This window comes from Pseudarthrobacter sp. TE9888 (assembly GCF_056279345.1).
The window spans coordinates 2,799,582-2,813,294 of record NZ_JBWBRD010000002.1 but is presented as its reverse complement, the minus strand read 5'-3'; the positions used below and the strand labels follow the sequence as shown (position 1 = coordinate 2,813,294).

12 protein-coding genes are annotated in these 13,713 nt (G+C 69.8%); 6 read left to right on the top strand and 6 right to left on the bottom strand.

The window, feature by feature from the left end; all coding sequences use genetic code 11:
* The 4 genes from ACZ9J7_RS13610 (at nucleotide 1) to ACZ9J7_RS13595 (ending at nucleotide 6,092) form a co-directional block, all read left to right on the top strand.
* Entirely contained in the window at nucleotides 1-2,214 is a 2,214-nt protein-coding gene (locus ACZ9J7_RS13610; protein WP_476210114.1) for a molybdopterin oxidoreductase family protein, read from the top strand.
* Complete coding sequence (locus tag ACZ9J7_RS13605; protein WP_476210113.1) at nucleotides 2,211-3,770, top strand: FAD-dependent oxidoreductase; 1,560 nt, start codon at nucleotides 2,211-2,213, stop codon at nucleotides 3,768-3,770. The genes ACZ9J7_RS13610 and ACZ9J7_RS13605 overlap by 4 nt, the downstream gene beginning before the upstream one ends.
* 84 nt (nucleotides 3,771-3,854) lie before the next feature.
* Nucleotides 3,855-4,490: a hypothetical protein gene (locus ACZ9J7_RS13600; RefSeq protein WP_476210111.1), complete on the top strand. Its 636-nt coding sequence runs from the start codon at nucleotides 3,855-3,857 to the stop codon at nucleotides 4,488-4,490.
* Between the two features lie 144 nt (nucleotides 4,491-4,634).
* The gene (locus ACZ9J7_RS13595) at nucleotides 4,635-6,092 is read left to right on the top strand and encodes a benzaldehyde dehydrogenase (RefSeq protein WP_476210109.1); all 1,458 of its coding nucleotides are present in this window, start codon (nucleotides 4,635-4,637) and stop codon (nucleotides 6,090-6,092) included.
* A gap of 41 nt (nucleotides 6,093-6,133) precedes the next feature.
* Here the strand turns inward: ACZ9J7_RS13595 and ACZ9J7_RS13590 are convergent, their stop codons facing one another.
* The 6 genes from ACZ9J7_RS13590 to ACZ9J7_RS13565 are packed head-to-tail and all read right to left on the bottom strand — an operon-like array spanning nucleotide 6,134 to nucleotide 10,939.
* Nucleotides 6,134-6,508: a hypothetical protein gene (locus tag ACZ9J7_RS13590; RefSeq protein ID WP_476210107.1), complete on the bottom strand. Its 375-nt coding sequence runs from the start codon at nucleotides 6,506-6,508 to the stop codon at nucleotides 6,134-6,136.
* Nucleotides 6,509-6,517: 9 nt separating this feature from the next.
* Nucleotides 6,518-8,104 (bottom strand): radical SAM protein, encoded by a 1,587-nt coding sequence (locus ACZ9J7_RS13585; protein ID WP_476210105.1) that lies wholly within the window; start codon nucleotides 8,102-8,104, stop codon nucleotides 6,518-6,520.
* Between the two features lie 17 nt (nucleotides 8,105-8,121).
* Nucleotides 8,122-8,367 carry a hypothetical protein gene (locus ACZ9J7_RS13580; protein WP_476210103.1) on the bottom strand — a complete coding sequence of 82 codons (246 nt, stop codon included), beginning with the start codon at nucleotides 8,365-8,367 and terminating at the stop codon, nucleotides 8,122-8,124.
* 1 nt (nucleotide 8,368) lies between these two features.
* Nucleotides 8,369-8,719 carry a hypothetical protein gene (locus ACZ9J7_RS13575; protein WP_476210101.1) on the bottom strand — a complete coding sequence of 117 codons (351 nt, stop codon included), beginning with the start codon at nucleotides 8,717-8,719 and terminating at the stop codon, nucleotides 8,369-8,371.
* On the bottom strand, nucleotides 8,716-9,474 hold the full coding sequence (locus tag ACZ9J7_RS13570) for a prolipoprotein diacylglyceryl transferase (protein WP_476210100.1): 759 nt from the start codon (nucleotides 9,472-9,474) through the stop codon (nucleotides 8,716-8,718). Before ACZ9J7_RS13570 ends, ACZ9J7_RS13575 begins: the two co-directional genes overlap by 4 nt.
* 49 nt (nucleotides 9,475-9,523) lie before the next feature.
* On the bottom strand, nucleotides 9,524-10,939 hold the full coding sequence (locus ACZ9J7_RS13565) for an NAD(P)H-quinone dehydrogenase (RefSeq protein ID WP_476210098.1): 1,416 nt from the start codon (nucleotides 10,937-10,939) through the stop codon (nucleotides 9,524-9,526).
* Between the two features lie 103 nt (nucleotides 10,940-11,042).
* On the opposite strand from ACZ9J7_RS13565, the gene ACZ9J7_RS13560 reads away from it, so the two are divergent.
* Both ACZ9J7_RS13560 and ACZ9J7_RS13555 read left to right on the top strand, forming a co-directional pair.
* Nucleotides 11,043-11,861 carry a purine-nucleoside phosphorylase gene (locus ACZ9J7_RS13560; RefSeq protein ID WP_476210097.1) on the top strand — a complete coding sequence of 273 codons (819 nt, stop codon included), beginning with the start codon at nucleotides 11,043-11,045 and terminating at the stop codon, nucleotides 11,859-11,861.
* 57 nt (nucleotides 11,862-11,918) lie between these two features.
* Nucleotides 11,919-13,667 carry a phospho-sugar mutase gene (locus tag ACZ9J7_RS13555; protein WP_476210096.1) on the top strand — a complete coding sequence of 583 codons (1,749 nt, stop codon included), beginning with the start codon at nucleotides 11,919-11,921 and terminating at the stop codon, nucleotides 13,665-13,667.
* The last annotated feature ends 46 nt before the right edge of the window (nucleotides 13,668-13,713 follow it).

The window sequence follows — 13,713 nt, the reverse complement described above, 5'->3', positions numbered from 1 at the left end:
ATGACCAAAAGCGCCGACACGCACTGCCCTTACTGCGCCCTGCAGTGCGCCATGACGCTCACGGCCCCGGCGGGCCTGGCCCCGGCTTCGCAGCCGGGGCCGGGCCCCGCGCCTGCCGCCCCCACGGCACCCCCCGTCCTGGACGTGGCAGGCAGGGACTTCCCCACCAACCGTGGCGGCCTGTGCCGCAAGGGCTGGACCTCGGCCAGCCTCCTGAACCATGCGGGCCGGATCACCGAGCCCCAGTTGAAAGGCGCCGACGGCGTCCACCGGCCCATTGGCTGGGACCAGGCCCTGGACCTCGCCGCCGCGGCAGTAAGAGACGCCCGCGCCCGGTACGGTGCGGACGCCGTCGGCGTTTTCGGCGGTGGCGGGCTCACCAACGAAAAGGCCTACCAGCTGGGCAAGTTCGCCCGGCTGGCCCTGGGCACCTCCCGGATCGACTACAACGGCAGGTTCTGCATGTCCTCAGCGGCCGCGGCGGGAATGCGCGCTTTCGGCGTGGACCGCGGGCTGCCGTTCCCGCTGGAGGCCCTGGACACCGCCAGCACCATCCTGATGCTCGGCTCCAACGTTGCCGAGACCATGCCGCCGTTCGTCCAGCACCTGCAGGGCGCCCGCGACGCCGGCGGTCTGGTGGTGGTGGATCCGCGGCGTTCGGCCACAGCGGCCTTCACGGCCGACGGCGCCGGCCTCCACCTGCAGCCCCTTCCCGGCACCGACCTCACCCTGCTGCTGGGCCTCTCCCACGTGGTCATCCACGAGGACCTGGTGGACACCGCTTACCTCCAGGAGCGCACCTCGGGCTACAGCGCCGTCGTCCGCAGCGTGAACGCCTTCTGGCCCGAACGCGTCCAGTCCATCACCGGTGTCCCGGCGGACCTGATCCGCGAAACCGCCAGGATGCTTGCCGCCGGCGCCCGCAGGGGCGGCAGCTACATCCTCACCGGCCGCGGCGTGGAACAGCACGTGGACGGCACGGACACCGCCACGGCGGCCATCAACCTGAGCCTCCTGCTGGGCCTGCCCGGCTCCGCCCGCAGCGGCTACGGCACCCTCACCGGCCAGGGCAATGGCCAGGGCGGCCGCGAGCACGGCCAGAAGGCCGACCAGCTGCCCGGCTACCGCAAGATCACCGACCCCGCCGCCCGCGCGCACGTCGCCGCGGTCTGGGGCGTCTCCGAGGAACTGATCCCCGGCCCCGGCCTGCCCGCCGTCCAGCTGCTGAAATCGCTGGGACAGCCCGACGGCGTCCGGTGCCTTTTTGTCCACGCCTCCAACATTGCCGTGGCGGCACCTGACGCCAACGCCGTCATCGAGGGGCTGCGGAGCCTGGACTTCCTGGTGGTCTGCGACTTCTTCCTGTCCGAGACCGCTGCGGAGGCGGACCTCATCCTTCCGGTCCTCCAGTGGGCCGAGGAGGAAGGCACCCTGACCAACCTGGAAGGCCGCGTGCTGCGCCGCCGCCGCGCCATCTCCCCTCCCGCCGGCGCACGGAGCGAGCTGTGGATCATGGCCCGTTTGGCCGAGCGCCTGGACGCCCCCTCCACCTACAGCGAGGACCCGGAAACGGTCTTCGAGGAGCTCCGCCGGGCTTCAGCGGGCGGCCTGGCCGACTACTCCGGCATCGACTACGCCATGCTGGACCGCGGCGAGGCAGCCTACTGGCCCTTCCCGGCCGGCAGCACCGGAACCCCCCGCCTGTTCCGGGACGGCTTCGCCCACCCCGACGGCAAGGCGGTCATGGTCCCGGTGGCGCCGCGCCGCCGTCGTACTCCCGCAGCTGAAGCCGCCGGGAACCCAACAGGCCCTGCCGGCACAGCCATGACGCTCATCACCGGCCGCCTCCTGGAGCACTACCAGTCGGGGGCCCAGACCCGCCGGGTCCCCGAGCTGGCCGCCGCGCAGCCCGAGGCCAGGATGCAGCTCCACCCCGGGGCGGCCGACGCCATGGGCATCGGTGCCGGAACGCTGGTGTCGGTGTCCAACGGGCGCGGCGAGGTGGTGTGCCGGGCGGAGCTCAGCACCGCCATCCGCCCCGAGACGGTTTTCCTGCCGTTCCACTTTCCCGGGGCTGAGAGCGCCAACCGGTTGACGGAAGCCGCCACGGATCCGGTCTCCGGGATGCCCGAGTTCAAGTTCAACACCGTATGGGTCCGGCCCGTGGCCGCACCCGAATCCGCCCGCATGCTGCACACGACGGAGGCCTCATGAGCGAGCAGATTGTCATTGTGGGATTCGGTCCCGTGGCCGCCCGGCTGGTGGACGAGCTCCTGCCCGCCGTGCGCGGCGGCCACGCCAGGCTCACGGTGGTGGGCCAGGAAGCCGAGGCCGCCTACAACCGCGTCCTGGTGGCGGACCTGGGCGTCGGCCGGACCACCGCCGACGCCCTGGCCCTCGCCGACAGCGCCGAACTGGTCGCCGAGGGCGTGGACGTCCGGCTGGGCGTCCGGGTCAGTCGCGTGGACAGGGCGCGGCAGAAGGTGGCCCTGTCCGACGGCGCGTCCGTGCACTACGACCGGCTGGTGTTCGCCACCGGATCCCGGCCGGTGATTCCCAACCTCACCGGCATCAACCCGGACCCGGCTTCCCCCGTGCTGCCGGCCGGCGTCACGGCGCTGCGGGACCTCCGCGACGCCCAGGTGCTGCGGCAGGCCGTGGCCGGCGGCAAGCGCGTGGTGGTCCTGGGCGGCGGCGTCCTCGGCTTGGAGACGGCGCTGGCGGCCGCGGAGGAAGGTGCCACGGTCACCGTGGTCCACAACGGCCCGCACCCGCTGGGCCGCAGCATCGACCGCGGCGGCGGGGCCGTCCTGGCTGCCGGGCTGCGCCGCTGCGGAGTCCGGGTGGCCGGCAACGCCCGGTCCACCGGCGTTGAGCACAACGCGCCCGACGGCGGATTCTCGGCTTTGCTGCTCGACGACGGCTCAGCGATCGACGGCGACCTCCTGGTCATCTCCTGCGGCGTCCGTCCCCGGACGGAACTGGCCGAAGGCTGCGGCCTCTCCACCGGCACCGGGATCCTGGTGGACCACCGGCTGCGGGCGCACCACGAACCGCACATCTTCGCCGTTGGCGACTGCGCCGAGGTCCGCTGCCCGGATCCCGGCTGCGCCGCCTGCCGCAACGCCACGGGGCCCTCCGGCCTGGTGGGTCCTGGATGGCGGCAGGCCGAATGGCTGGCCGGCTACCTCACCCTGCTGGCCGAGGGGGCGGAAGCGGACGCCGAAGTGCTCCCCGCGCTGCCGCCGGAACAGCCCGGCGTCGTGGTCCTGAAAGCCCGCGGCATGAACATGGCCGTGGCCGGGGACAACGCCGCCGAGCCGTGGGATGAGGAAGCACTCACGGCCGGAGCGGTCAACGGCAGGCCACGCCTGCAGGTGTCCCAGTGGGCGGATCCGGAGCACGGCCGGTACGTGAAGATGACCACCCGGGGCGGTGTGCTGGAAGGCCTGGTGGCCGTGGGCATGCCCCGGACCGCAGCCGAACTGGTGGGGCTTTTTGAACGGGGTGCAGAGCTGCCCGCCGACCGGTCACTGCTCCTGCGCCTGGATGGACCGGACCAGCTGCCCGGGGGCGGAGCTGCCGACCCCGCGGGTACCGTGTGCCGGTGCGCGGGGGTCAGCGGGTCGGCCATCACTGCGGCCGTAACCGGCGGCTGCTCCACCGTGGCGGACGTTTCCAAGGCCACCCGCGCGGGCACCGGCTGCGGCGGCTGCCATGAGGACATCAAAGGGCTCATCGAACAGCACTTCCAGGCGGCAGCGGCCTAGCGGCTGCGGGGCTTTCGCCCCTTGGCACCGGGATTCCACAGGGCTTGAATGGTCACAGGATTCCACCGGCCGCAGGAGGCACCAATGTCCTTGCCCATCATTCTGGCATTCGCCGCGGTGGTGCTCGCCGCCGTGGCCGGAGTTGTCCTGGTCCGGGAGAAGGATCCGCAGCGCCGGGCCCGTGGACTGGTGAAAATGGGCGCGGTGGTCATGACGGTTTTCACCGTGGCCGCTGTGGCTTTCATCGGCGGCTACGCCTTGGATCAGCCCGGCGGCATGGCCGGCCTGATGATGACCTTGTCCTGGTTTGTGCCCATGCTGGCCCTTGCTGCCCTCGCCTGGTTCCGGCCGGCCGCGGCCGCTCCGCTGCTGATGGGGTTGGCCGTGGTCCTCGTCGCGGTCTGCGTCTGGTTCGCCCTCGATCCCGCGGCCGCCCGCAGCCTCCAGGATTCAAACGGGCCTGTCATTGCGGTCGGCGTCATCGCCCTGGCGTTCCCGGCCGCTGTCCTGGGACTTAAACGGTCAGGCCCGGCCGGCTGGTTGCTGTTTGCCATTGGCACGCTGCCGCTGCTGATCACGGTTCTTGGCCGGTCGGGGCCGGCGGCCTCCCTGGCCGCCGCCAGCGCGGTGCCGCTGATAACCGGCATTACCTACCTGGTGGCCGCACGGCTGGCCCGGCGCGACCCGGCCTCCCGGAATACGCTCCCGGCGTCGGCATAAGCCTCTGCACGGATACCGCTGCCCTTGTTTCCCCGTTCATGCCCTTGACGGCGGCGTCCGCACAGCATGTGATGGACGGGACTGACCCGCGCTCCCATCTTCCAGGCCGGACGCCTGACGTCCGGAACAACGAAAGGACCTGCCATGTCCCTGCTCGATTCCGCCCTCTGGGAAGGCAAGATCTACCTCAACGGCTGGCGGGCGGGCGGCGGCGGGACCGGCAGCAGCATGGAACCGGCCACCGGCGGACAGCTCGGCAGCTACGGCGTCGCCTCCGTCGACGACGTCCGGGAAGCTGCGACTGCCGCCGCGAAGGCACAGAAGGAATGGGCCGCCCGCAACCCGGAGGACCGGGCCGCGGTGCTGCGCCGCGCCGGGCAGCTCTGGGAGGAGCACGCAGCCGAGGTCCAGGACTGGATCGTGCGCGAGTCCGGGGGCATCCCGCCCAAGGCGGCGCTGGAAACCCATATCGCAGCCAACGAATGCTACGACGCCTCGGCGCTGCCCTCCCTCCCTGCCGGTGACGTCCTGACGTCCAACGAAAACCGCTGGTCCTTTGCCCGGCGCCGTCCGGTGGGCGTCGTCTCCGTCATCGCGCCGTTCAACTTCCCACTGATTCTCTCCATCCGCGCCGTGGCCCCTGCCCTGGCATTGGGCAACGCCGTGCTGCTCAAGCCGGACCCCCGGACCGCGATCTGCGGCGGCGTGACCGTGATGCGCATCTTCGAGGAGGCCGGACTTCCGCAAGGCCTGCTCTCCCTGCTCCCCGGCGGCGCGGACATCGGAGCCGCCGTCGTCGAAGCCCCCGAGGTCCGGGTGATCGCTTTCACGGGCTCGACGGCGGCCGGCCGGAAGATCGGCGAGACGGCCGGGCGGCTGCTGAAGCGAGCGCACCTGGAACTGGGCGGCAACAACGCGCTGATCGTGCTGCCGGGCGCCGACCTTGCCAAGGCGGCCTCCGCGGCGGCGTTCGGCTCGTTCATGCACCAGGGCCAGATCTGCATGGCTGCCGGCCGCCACATCGTGCATGAGGACATCTACGACGACTACGTTGCCGCCTTGTCGGAGAAGGCGGCCTACCTGCCTGTGGGCGATCCGACGAGCGGCACCGTTGCCCTGGGGCCGGTCATTGACGAACGGCAACTGCAGCGGGTGGACGGGATCGTCCAGGGCGCGGTCCAGGCGGGCGCCCGGCTGGCTGCCGGCGGCACCCACGACGGCCGGTTCTACCAGCCCGCCGTGCTGGTTGACCTGGACACTTCCAGCCCCGCCTGGAAGGACGAAATCTTCGGCCCCGTGGCCCCGGTGATGAAGTTCTCCACCGTGGATGAGGCCGTGGCACTGGCCAACGACAATGAGTACGGCCTGTCGATCGGCATCCTTGGCGACGTGGGCCTGGCCATGACCATCGCGGACCGCCTCGACTCCGGGAAGGTCCACATCAACGAGCAGACCGTCTCCGATGAGGCCAACTCCCCGTTTGGCGGAACGAAGAACTCAGGCAACGGCTCGCGGATCGGCGGCCACCACGCCAACATGGAGTCGTTCACCGAGATCCAGTGGCTCACCATGCGACCGGACATCGCCCCGTACCCGTTCTAGGCCCCTTCCCGTCTTAGGGCGGGCAGCACACCGGTTACCTGTCACAGCCCGAATACTTGCCCGGCGGCCACGTAGATCCCGTATGCCCCCGCAGCCAGGAGGGCACCCAGATAAACGAGCACGAGCCGCGTGTCGCGCAGGAAGCATTTGGACCGCGCCAGGCCCCGCCGTCGTGCCTTCCAGTACCCCGCAAACCCGAGGCCGGCGAAGACCGCCAGGGCGGCAGGTCCGGCCAGCCACCCCAGCAGCGCAACGGTGGCAAAGATGCATAGCCGGAGCGGATCATAGGGTGCCTGGCCGGTGGGTGCGGGGGTGCCGGGACCCTGCGGGTTGGAGTGTGCTGCGGCGTGCCGGCGCACCAGCTGGGACGGGTTGGGTCCGCCGGCAATGCGCCGGGCATCAGAGGCCGGGTCCATGAATCCTCCCTAAACCTGGCGCACCGGAAGCAGCCGTGCGCCGGTCGCCGTGCTCATCCGCTGCCGGGCCAGGGAGGGCCATGCCTGGACGGCGCAGAAGGGCGCGCACTGGTGCTCCCCGTCGTCGCCCTTGGTTCCGACGTGGACGCAGCACTGGGTGAGCCGTTCCTCGATCATGGTGGACATGTCCATGAAGGGCTTGACCATGATCCGGGTGACCCGTTCGGCGAGGAGCCGGCGCAGGCGCTGCTGCTGGCCGGGCAGCTTGCCGGCCGCCAGGGTGGTCAGGGTTCCGATGCCAAGATCGCACTGCGTGCAGATGTTCTTCCAAAGATCCATGGTCCGTGGGTGCGACAGGGACGACTGCTCACTCAGCAGGTCCAGCAGCGAGGTTTTCATCAGGTTCCGCAGTTCCAGTGGGATGGCGCTGTCAGCAATCCGGTTGGCGATGCTGTCAGGATTCAGTTCGAGCCACGCCAGGAGCTGGTCGTGGCCGATGAGCGCTGCCAGGGAACGCCAGGTGCAGGCGTCGTCCTTGAGCATGTAGCCCACCGATGCGCAGTGCGGATGGGAGCACGGCAGTGCCGTGAGGTCGTGCCAGGAGACCACGCCGCCGGTTTGTGATTCAAGCCGGTCCAGGACGCCGGTATGCGTGAGCCGGTCCAGGGGGTCGATGCCGTGCCCGCGCCCGGATCCAAACACGGGCTGCAGCGCCACCCCGCCCACATACGGGGTCTCCAGCGCGCGCATCACCACGTCACCGATCTCACCGTCATTGACGCCCAGGGATGCCGTCATGGTCAGGGTGGTGAATATGCCGGCCGCGGAGAGGCGGGAGATGGCCGCGTCCTTGTAGCGGGTCAGGTCGCCGCCCCGGTGGTGGATCGAGGCCTCCCGGGAAGAGCCGTCGTATTGGAGGTACACCTCCACGCGGTCACGGTGCCGGGCCAACAGGGCAAGCATTTCGTCGTCAGTGGCCAGCAGCACGCCGTTGCTGTTCACCATGATCCGCACGATCGGCCGGGCCACGAGTTCGTCCAGCAGTTCCGCCAGGTACGGGTACAGCGTTGGTTCGCCGCCGGACAACATCAGCACATCGAGGCGGTTGCTCTCGCGTGCCAGGCGGGTATCGACGTTGGCCAGCACCTCCTCCAGCGGAGCCACGCCCTGCAGTTGCGGTCCGGAGGCGGTGAAACAGGTGGGGCACTTCAGGTTGCAGTGCTCGATGATGTCCTGGAGCAGGATGCAGGTGTGCTGGGTCTGCATGGCCGGAAGCCCGTAGGCATACGCCCCGGGGATGGCACGGAAATTGCCTGCCCGGTCAGGAACATGCTGCTTGGTGGGCGCCTGCCATTTCTCCAGGTAGCGCAGGATCTCCGGGGACTCGTCGTAGAGCGTGCGGACCAGACCGTGCTCCGGGCAACCTCGTTCAAGCCACACCCGCCCGTCGCGGACCAGCAGCGCCCCGGACAGCCGGCGGACCTCGCTGAGTGGAGGGTTGGTGTCGTGGCAACGCGGGCAGAACGCCGTGACGTAGCGGTGGATCCGGTCACCCCGCAGCGGCTGGCCAGGCCCTGGCAACTCTCGAGACCTCATTGATCAGTGCTCCCTTCTCAGATTCTGGTCTGTGCGAGGGCTCCCACGCACAGTCCCCCGCCGAGCAACAGGAAGATGCCCAGCCCAATCAGCATCCCGGCCCCGGTCCTCGCGGTGCGGGGGCGGACGGCAAGGGCAATGCCCAGTCCCAGGTAGAGGGCGATGGGGACGAAGGCGGCGGGGCCGGCCAGGATGCTGGTCGGCCAGGTCCCGGGCGGTGGGGTTCCTTCGGAGGGGGGCGGATCCTCCCTGTCGTTGTCCATTTCAGGCCTGGACCTGGACAAGGAAGCCGATGCAGAGGCCACCGCCGAGCAGGACAAAGGCGCCCAGGCCTATCAGCAGCCCCGCACCCCACAGCGCCGTCCGGCGCCGGACTGCAAGCACGATTGCGACGGCCAGGTACAGGATGAGGGGGATGAAGGGAGCCGGCACGGCGAGGAAGGTCGCGGACCAGGCGTAGGGCCCCTGGGCTATGGTTCCCAGGACGTAGACCGCGTACAGCGCCACGGCGCCAACCACGGCCCCCAGCCCCAGGGATCCGCCCCGTGGTTCATTGTCCTGGCGATTCTCCTGCCGCGGTTGTTGCAGTGGCCCGTCGGGGGGTTCTTCGCTCATGCCACGGTCCCTTCCACCTCTCGTCGCAGCGGCGTGCCGAACACGCGCCGGACACACCAGGCCAGCAGGGGAAGGGCCGCCAGCAGGAACAGTTGGGGCCGGCTCAGGCCAAGCCAGAGGACCTCGTTGCCGCGGACGAATTCCACGAAGAACCTGAAGACGGCGTAGGCGCTGACGAAACAGATGAAAAGGTCACCGGGATGGGGCAGGGCGTCGCGGTACCGCCACATCAGGGCAAAAGCGGCCAGGTGGAAGGCGATCTCGTAGGCAAAGGACGGATGGAGGGCCACTCCGGCCGGGGCGCCGGCCAACGCAGCCTGGGCCGGGGTGAGGACAATCCCCCAGGAACCGCCGGTAGGGGTGCCCGGGAGTTCGGTGAGCAGGCAGCCCACGCGCCCGATAACCATGGCAAGTGCCACCGCAGGGGCCAGCAGGTCTCCCGTGGACTCCCTGTAACCGGTCAGCCGCTTGCCAAGGTGGACGCCGAACCAGGCCCCCACCAGTCCCGCAAGGATGCTCCGGTCGCCGTTGCCCCACCAGTCGGCCAGGGACACCTGCCGCGAGATGTCCCAGGTGAGGACCCTCGACCCGATGGCACCGAACGCCACGGCGAAACCGGCGATGGGCCACAAGCGGGGGTCGGTGCGGCCCCTGCGCCGCTTCTCATAGGCGTAAAACAGGAGGGCTGCGCCGATGCCCAGCCCCACCATGCCGGCATGCACCAGCGCGTTTCCCGCGAGGGGAAGCCCAATCATGGGCAGAGTGTAACAACGGACTGCCCACCGGGCGCGGGCCCTTCGGCCCTTACATGTGGACGTGCAGGCGGCGCGCCGCCTCGGAAATGGATCCGGTGAGTGACGGGTACACCGTGAAGGTGCTGGCGACGTCGTCGACGTGCAGCTTCTGCTTGACGGCGATGGAAATGGGGAAGATCAGTTCCGAGGCGTTCGGGCCCACCACCACGCCGCCGATCACGGTGCCCGAACCCTTCCGCGCGAAGATCTTCACGAACCCGTCCTTGGCGTTGCGCATCTTGGCGCGGGCGTTGCTGCGGAGGGAGAGCTTGATGATGTCCGCCTGGTACTTGCCGGACTCGATCTCGGCCTCGGAGACACCCACGTTCGCGATTTCGGGTGAGGTGAAGATGTTGGACGCCACCTGGTGGAGCTTAAGGGGGGTGACGCCGTCGCCCATGAAGTGTGCCACCGCGATGCGTCCCTGCATGGCAGCAACCGAGGCGAGCGGCAGGACGCCGGTGGCATCGCCTGCGGCGTAGATGTTCGGGGCCGTGGTGCGGGAGACGCCGTCGACCTTGATGTGGCCGCTGTCGCTGACGGCAACGCCCGCCTCCTCCAGGCCGATGCCTGCGGTGTTGGGGATGGAACCAAGGCACAGGAGGCAGTGGCTGCCCGTTACCTGGGTGCCGTCGGAGAGGGTGACCACCACGCCGTCGTCAGTGCGTTCCACCGACTGGGCGCGGGAGCGGGACAGGACCCGGACCCCGCGGCGTTCGAAGACTTCCTCCAGGACCACGGCGGCGTCGACGTCCGAGCCGGGCAGCACGCGGTCGCGGCTGGAGACGAGGGTGACTTTGGAGCCGAGGCCGTTGTAGGCGGACGCGAATTCGGCGCCGGTGACGCCGGACCCCACCACGATGAGCTCCTCGGGCAGCTCGTCGAGGTTGTAGATCTGGGTCCAGTTCAGGATCCGCTCACCGTCCGGGCGTGCCGTTTCCAGTTCGCGGGGGTGCGCGCCGACCGCCAGCAGGATGGTGTCGGCCTCGACGGTCTCGGTGCCGTCAGCGGTCAGGACCTCGATCCGGTGGCTGTCCAGGAGCCGTCCGGAGCCTTCGATGATCCGGACGCCCTGCTTCTCGAGGCCGTCGCGGATATCCCTGGACTGGTTGCGGGCCAGGTTGAGGAGGCGGTGGTTGATGTGCTTGAGGTCGGCGTGCATCACGGGGACGAAGTCGCCGCCGTCGACGTCGAACTTCACTCCCAGCTCGCCGGCCTCTGCCACGCGGGTCATCAGGTCAGCCGTGGCAATGAGGGTCTTGGAGGGGACTACGTCGGTCAGTACCGCGGAGCCGCCGAGCCCGGCACGTTCGATCACGGTGACCGTGGCCCCCAGCGAGGCGGCCACCATGGCAGCTTCGTATCCGCCGGGACCACCTCCCAGGATTGCGATCCGGGGGGAACTGAAATCTGGATGCGTAGTCACAGTCATCCATTCTCTCCCATTGGCGGCCCGACCACCAAGAAATCGGGGTGCCGTCCGGGCCTGCCGTGACCGGGGCAACAGGGCGGCAGGATAACTTGTACTGGTGAGTACAACAGACTTCCTGAACACCGACCCGTTCGCCGCCGCCCGCGCCGCCGCGGACTACATCGCGGAAGAAACGGGCGTGGACCGCCACGACACCGCCCTGGTCCTCGGCTCCGGGTGGGGCGAAGCCGCCGACCTGATCGGCGAGACCACCGCCACCCTGTCAGCGGAGGAAGTCCCCGGCTTCCACGCCCCGGCCGTGGAGGGCCACGTGGGCACCATCCGGTCCATCCTGACCAAGGAAGGAAAACGGGCGCTGGTCCTGGGCGCCCGCACGCACTACTACGAGGGCAAGGGTGTCCGCGCCGTGGTGCACGGCATCCGCACCGCAGCGGCCGCCGGGTGCAGCACCCTGGTCCTGACCAACGGCTGCGGCGGCCTCAACGAGGACTGGACCCCCGGCACGCCGGTCCTGATCCGGGACCACATCAACCTCACGGCCACCTCACCGCTGGAAGGCGCCACCTTCGTGGACCTGACGGACCTCTATTCGCCCAGGATCCGCGGGCTGGCCCGGGAAGTGGACCCCACCCTGGACGAGGGCGTCTACGCGCAGTTCCCCGGACCCCACTACGAAACCCCTGCCGAGGTGCAGTACGCCAAGCGGATCGGGGCGGACCTGATCGGGATGTCGACGGCGCTGGAGGCCATCGCCGGGCGGCACGCCGGCATGGAAGTGTTCGGCATTTCACTGGTCACCAACCTTGCGGCGGGCATCAGCCCCCAGCCGCTCAGCCACCAGGAAGTCATTGAGTCGGGCCAGGCAGCGGGGCCGCGCATTTCCCGGCTGCTGGCAGGCATCATCGCCCGGCTGTAGCCGGCCGGGCACCAGGGGTGCGCCACGTGGCCGGGCAATGACGATAGCGTTATGCCCATGACGTCTTCCGATGCCGAACTTCGCCTGCTCACCGAAGCCCGCGAATGGGCTGCCCAGGACCCGGACCCCGCAACGAAGGCGTCGCTCATTGAGCTTGTCCGTCTTGTGGAGGAAGGCGATCCGGCGGCCCGGCAGGAACTGGAAGACAGCTTCCGCGGCACACTGCAGTTCGGCACCGCAGGACTGCGGGCGGCGCTGGGCCCCGGGCCGAACCGGATGAACCGCGTGGTGGTCCGCCGCGCGGCCGCCGGACTTGCGGCGTTCCTGGTGGACGCCGTGGCCAAGGCTGCCGCGGGCACCCGGCCGCGCGCCGTCGTCGGCTATGACGCCCGCCACAACTCGGACGTCTTTGCGGCGGAAACCGCCGCGATCTTCACCGCTGCCGGTATCGAGACGTTTGTGCTGCCGGCCGCCCTCCCCACTCCCCTGCTGGCCTACGCCGTTCGCGCCCTGGGCTGCGATGGCGGCGTCATGGTAACCGCCAGCCACAACCCGCCGCAGGACAACGGGTACAAGGTGTACCTGGGGCGGCACGCGGTAACGGCAGACGGCGACGGCGCCCAGATCGTGGCGCCGTACGACGCCGAAATCGCCGCGCGCATCAGCGCCGTGGGGACCCTGGAGTCCATCGAGCTGGCAGCTGATGGCTGGACCATCCTGGACAACGCGCTCGCCGCTGACTACCAGCGGTCGACGGCGGCACTCGCCATCCCCGGCCGCTTTCCGTCGCGGGACCTCCGGATTGTCCTGACCCCGCTGCACGGCGTGGGCGGCGGAACAGCGCAGGAAGTACTGAAGGCCGCAGGTTTCACGGACGTCACCGTGGTGGCCGAGCAGGCCGACCCGGACCCCGATTTCCCCACGGTCAGCTTCCCCAACCCCGAGGAACCGGGGGCCCTTGACCTTGCCCTGGACACAGCGGAGCGGCTGGACGCCGACCTCGTCATCGCCAACGACCCCGACGCGGACCGGGCTGCCGTGGCTGCGAAGGACCCCGATACCGGGGCGTGGCGCATGCTCCGGGGCGACGAAGTGGGCTCCCTGCTGGGCGCCCACATGGTGGCCCGGCTCGCGGACGGTGACGCCGCAGTGAAGGCTGACGGCCGCGGCCTGTTCGCCAATTCGATTGTTTCCTCGCGCCTGTTGGCACGGATCGCCGCGGCGGCCGGGCTTGCCCACGAGGAGACCTTGACCGGATTCAAGTGGATTTCGCGGGTGCCCGGGCTGGTCTACGGGTATGAGGAGGCGCTGGGCTACTGCGTGGCGCCGGAGCAGGTCAAGGACAAGGACGGCATTTCCGCCGCCGTCCTGATTGCCGAACTCGCTGCCACCGCCAAGGCCGCGGGCAAGACGGTCTTCGACACGCTGGACGAGCTGTACCTCCAGCACGGCCTGCACGCCAGCGACCAGCTCAGCATCAGGGTCGCGGACCTGGGTCTGCTGGACGCCATGATGAACCGGCTGCGGGTTTCCCCGCCGGAGTCGTTCGGGCAGTCGGCCGTGGAGGTCTTCACCGACCTGGCCGAAGGCAGCGCGCAGCTGCCTCCCACGGAGGGCCTGCTCTACATCACCCGGAACCTGACCCGCGTGATCATCCGGCCCAGCGGCACCGAACCCAAGCTCAAGTGTTACCTGGAAGTCATCCACCAGGTGGGTTCCGCGGCGGAGCTGCCGGCGGCACGCCAGGCGGCGCGCGCAGCGCTGGACGAGGTCCGCCACGACGTCAGCGAGGCACTGGGCCTGTAGCCGCCCCAGCCACGAAAAGGGTGCCGGGCTTCACGCACGCCCGGCA

Coding starts and splice junctions, on each gene's coding strand:
- ACZ9J7_RS13585 (WP_476210105.1), bottom strand. CDS start 8,104: ATGAGGTCTCGAGAGTTGCCAGGGCCTGGCCAGCCGCTGCGGGGTGAC.
- ACZ9J7_RS13570 (WP_476210100.1), bottom strand. CDS start 9,474: ATGATTGGGCTTCCCCTCGCGGGAAACGCGCTGGTGCATGCCGGCATG.
- ACZ9J7_RS13580 (WP_476210103.1), bottom strand. CDS start 8,367: ATGGACAACGACAGGGAGGATCCGCCCCCCTCCGAAGGAACCCCACCG.
- ACZ9J7_RS13595 (WP_476210109.1), top strand. CDS start 4,635: ATGTCCCTGCTCGATTCCGCCCTCTGGGAAGGCAAGATCTACCTCAAC.
- ACZ9J7_RS13605 (WP_476210113.1), top strand. CDS start 2,211: ATGAGCGAGCAGATTGTCATTGTGGGATTCGGTCCCGTGGCCGCCCGG.
- ACZ9J7_RS13590 (WP_476210107.1), bottom strand. CDS start 6,508: ATGGACCCGGCCTCTGATGCCCGGCGCATTGCCGGCGGACCCAACCCG.
- ACZ9J7_RS13600 (WP_476210111.1), top strand. CDS start 3,855: ATGTCCTTGCCCATCATTCTGGCATTCGCCGCGGTGGTGCTCGCCGCC.
- ACZ9J7_RS13575 (WP_476210101.1), bottom strand. CDS start 8,719: ATGAGCGAAGAACCCCCCGACGGGCCACTGCAACAACCGCGGCAGGAG.
- ACZ9J7_RS13555 (WP_476210096.1), top strand. CDS start 11,919: ATGACGTCTTCCGATGCCGAACTTCGCCTGCTCACCGAAGCCCGCGAA.
- ACZ9J7_RS13610 (WP_476210114.1), top strand. CDS start 1: ATGACCAAAAGCGCCGACACGCACTGCCCTTACTGCGCCCTGCAGTGC.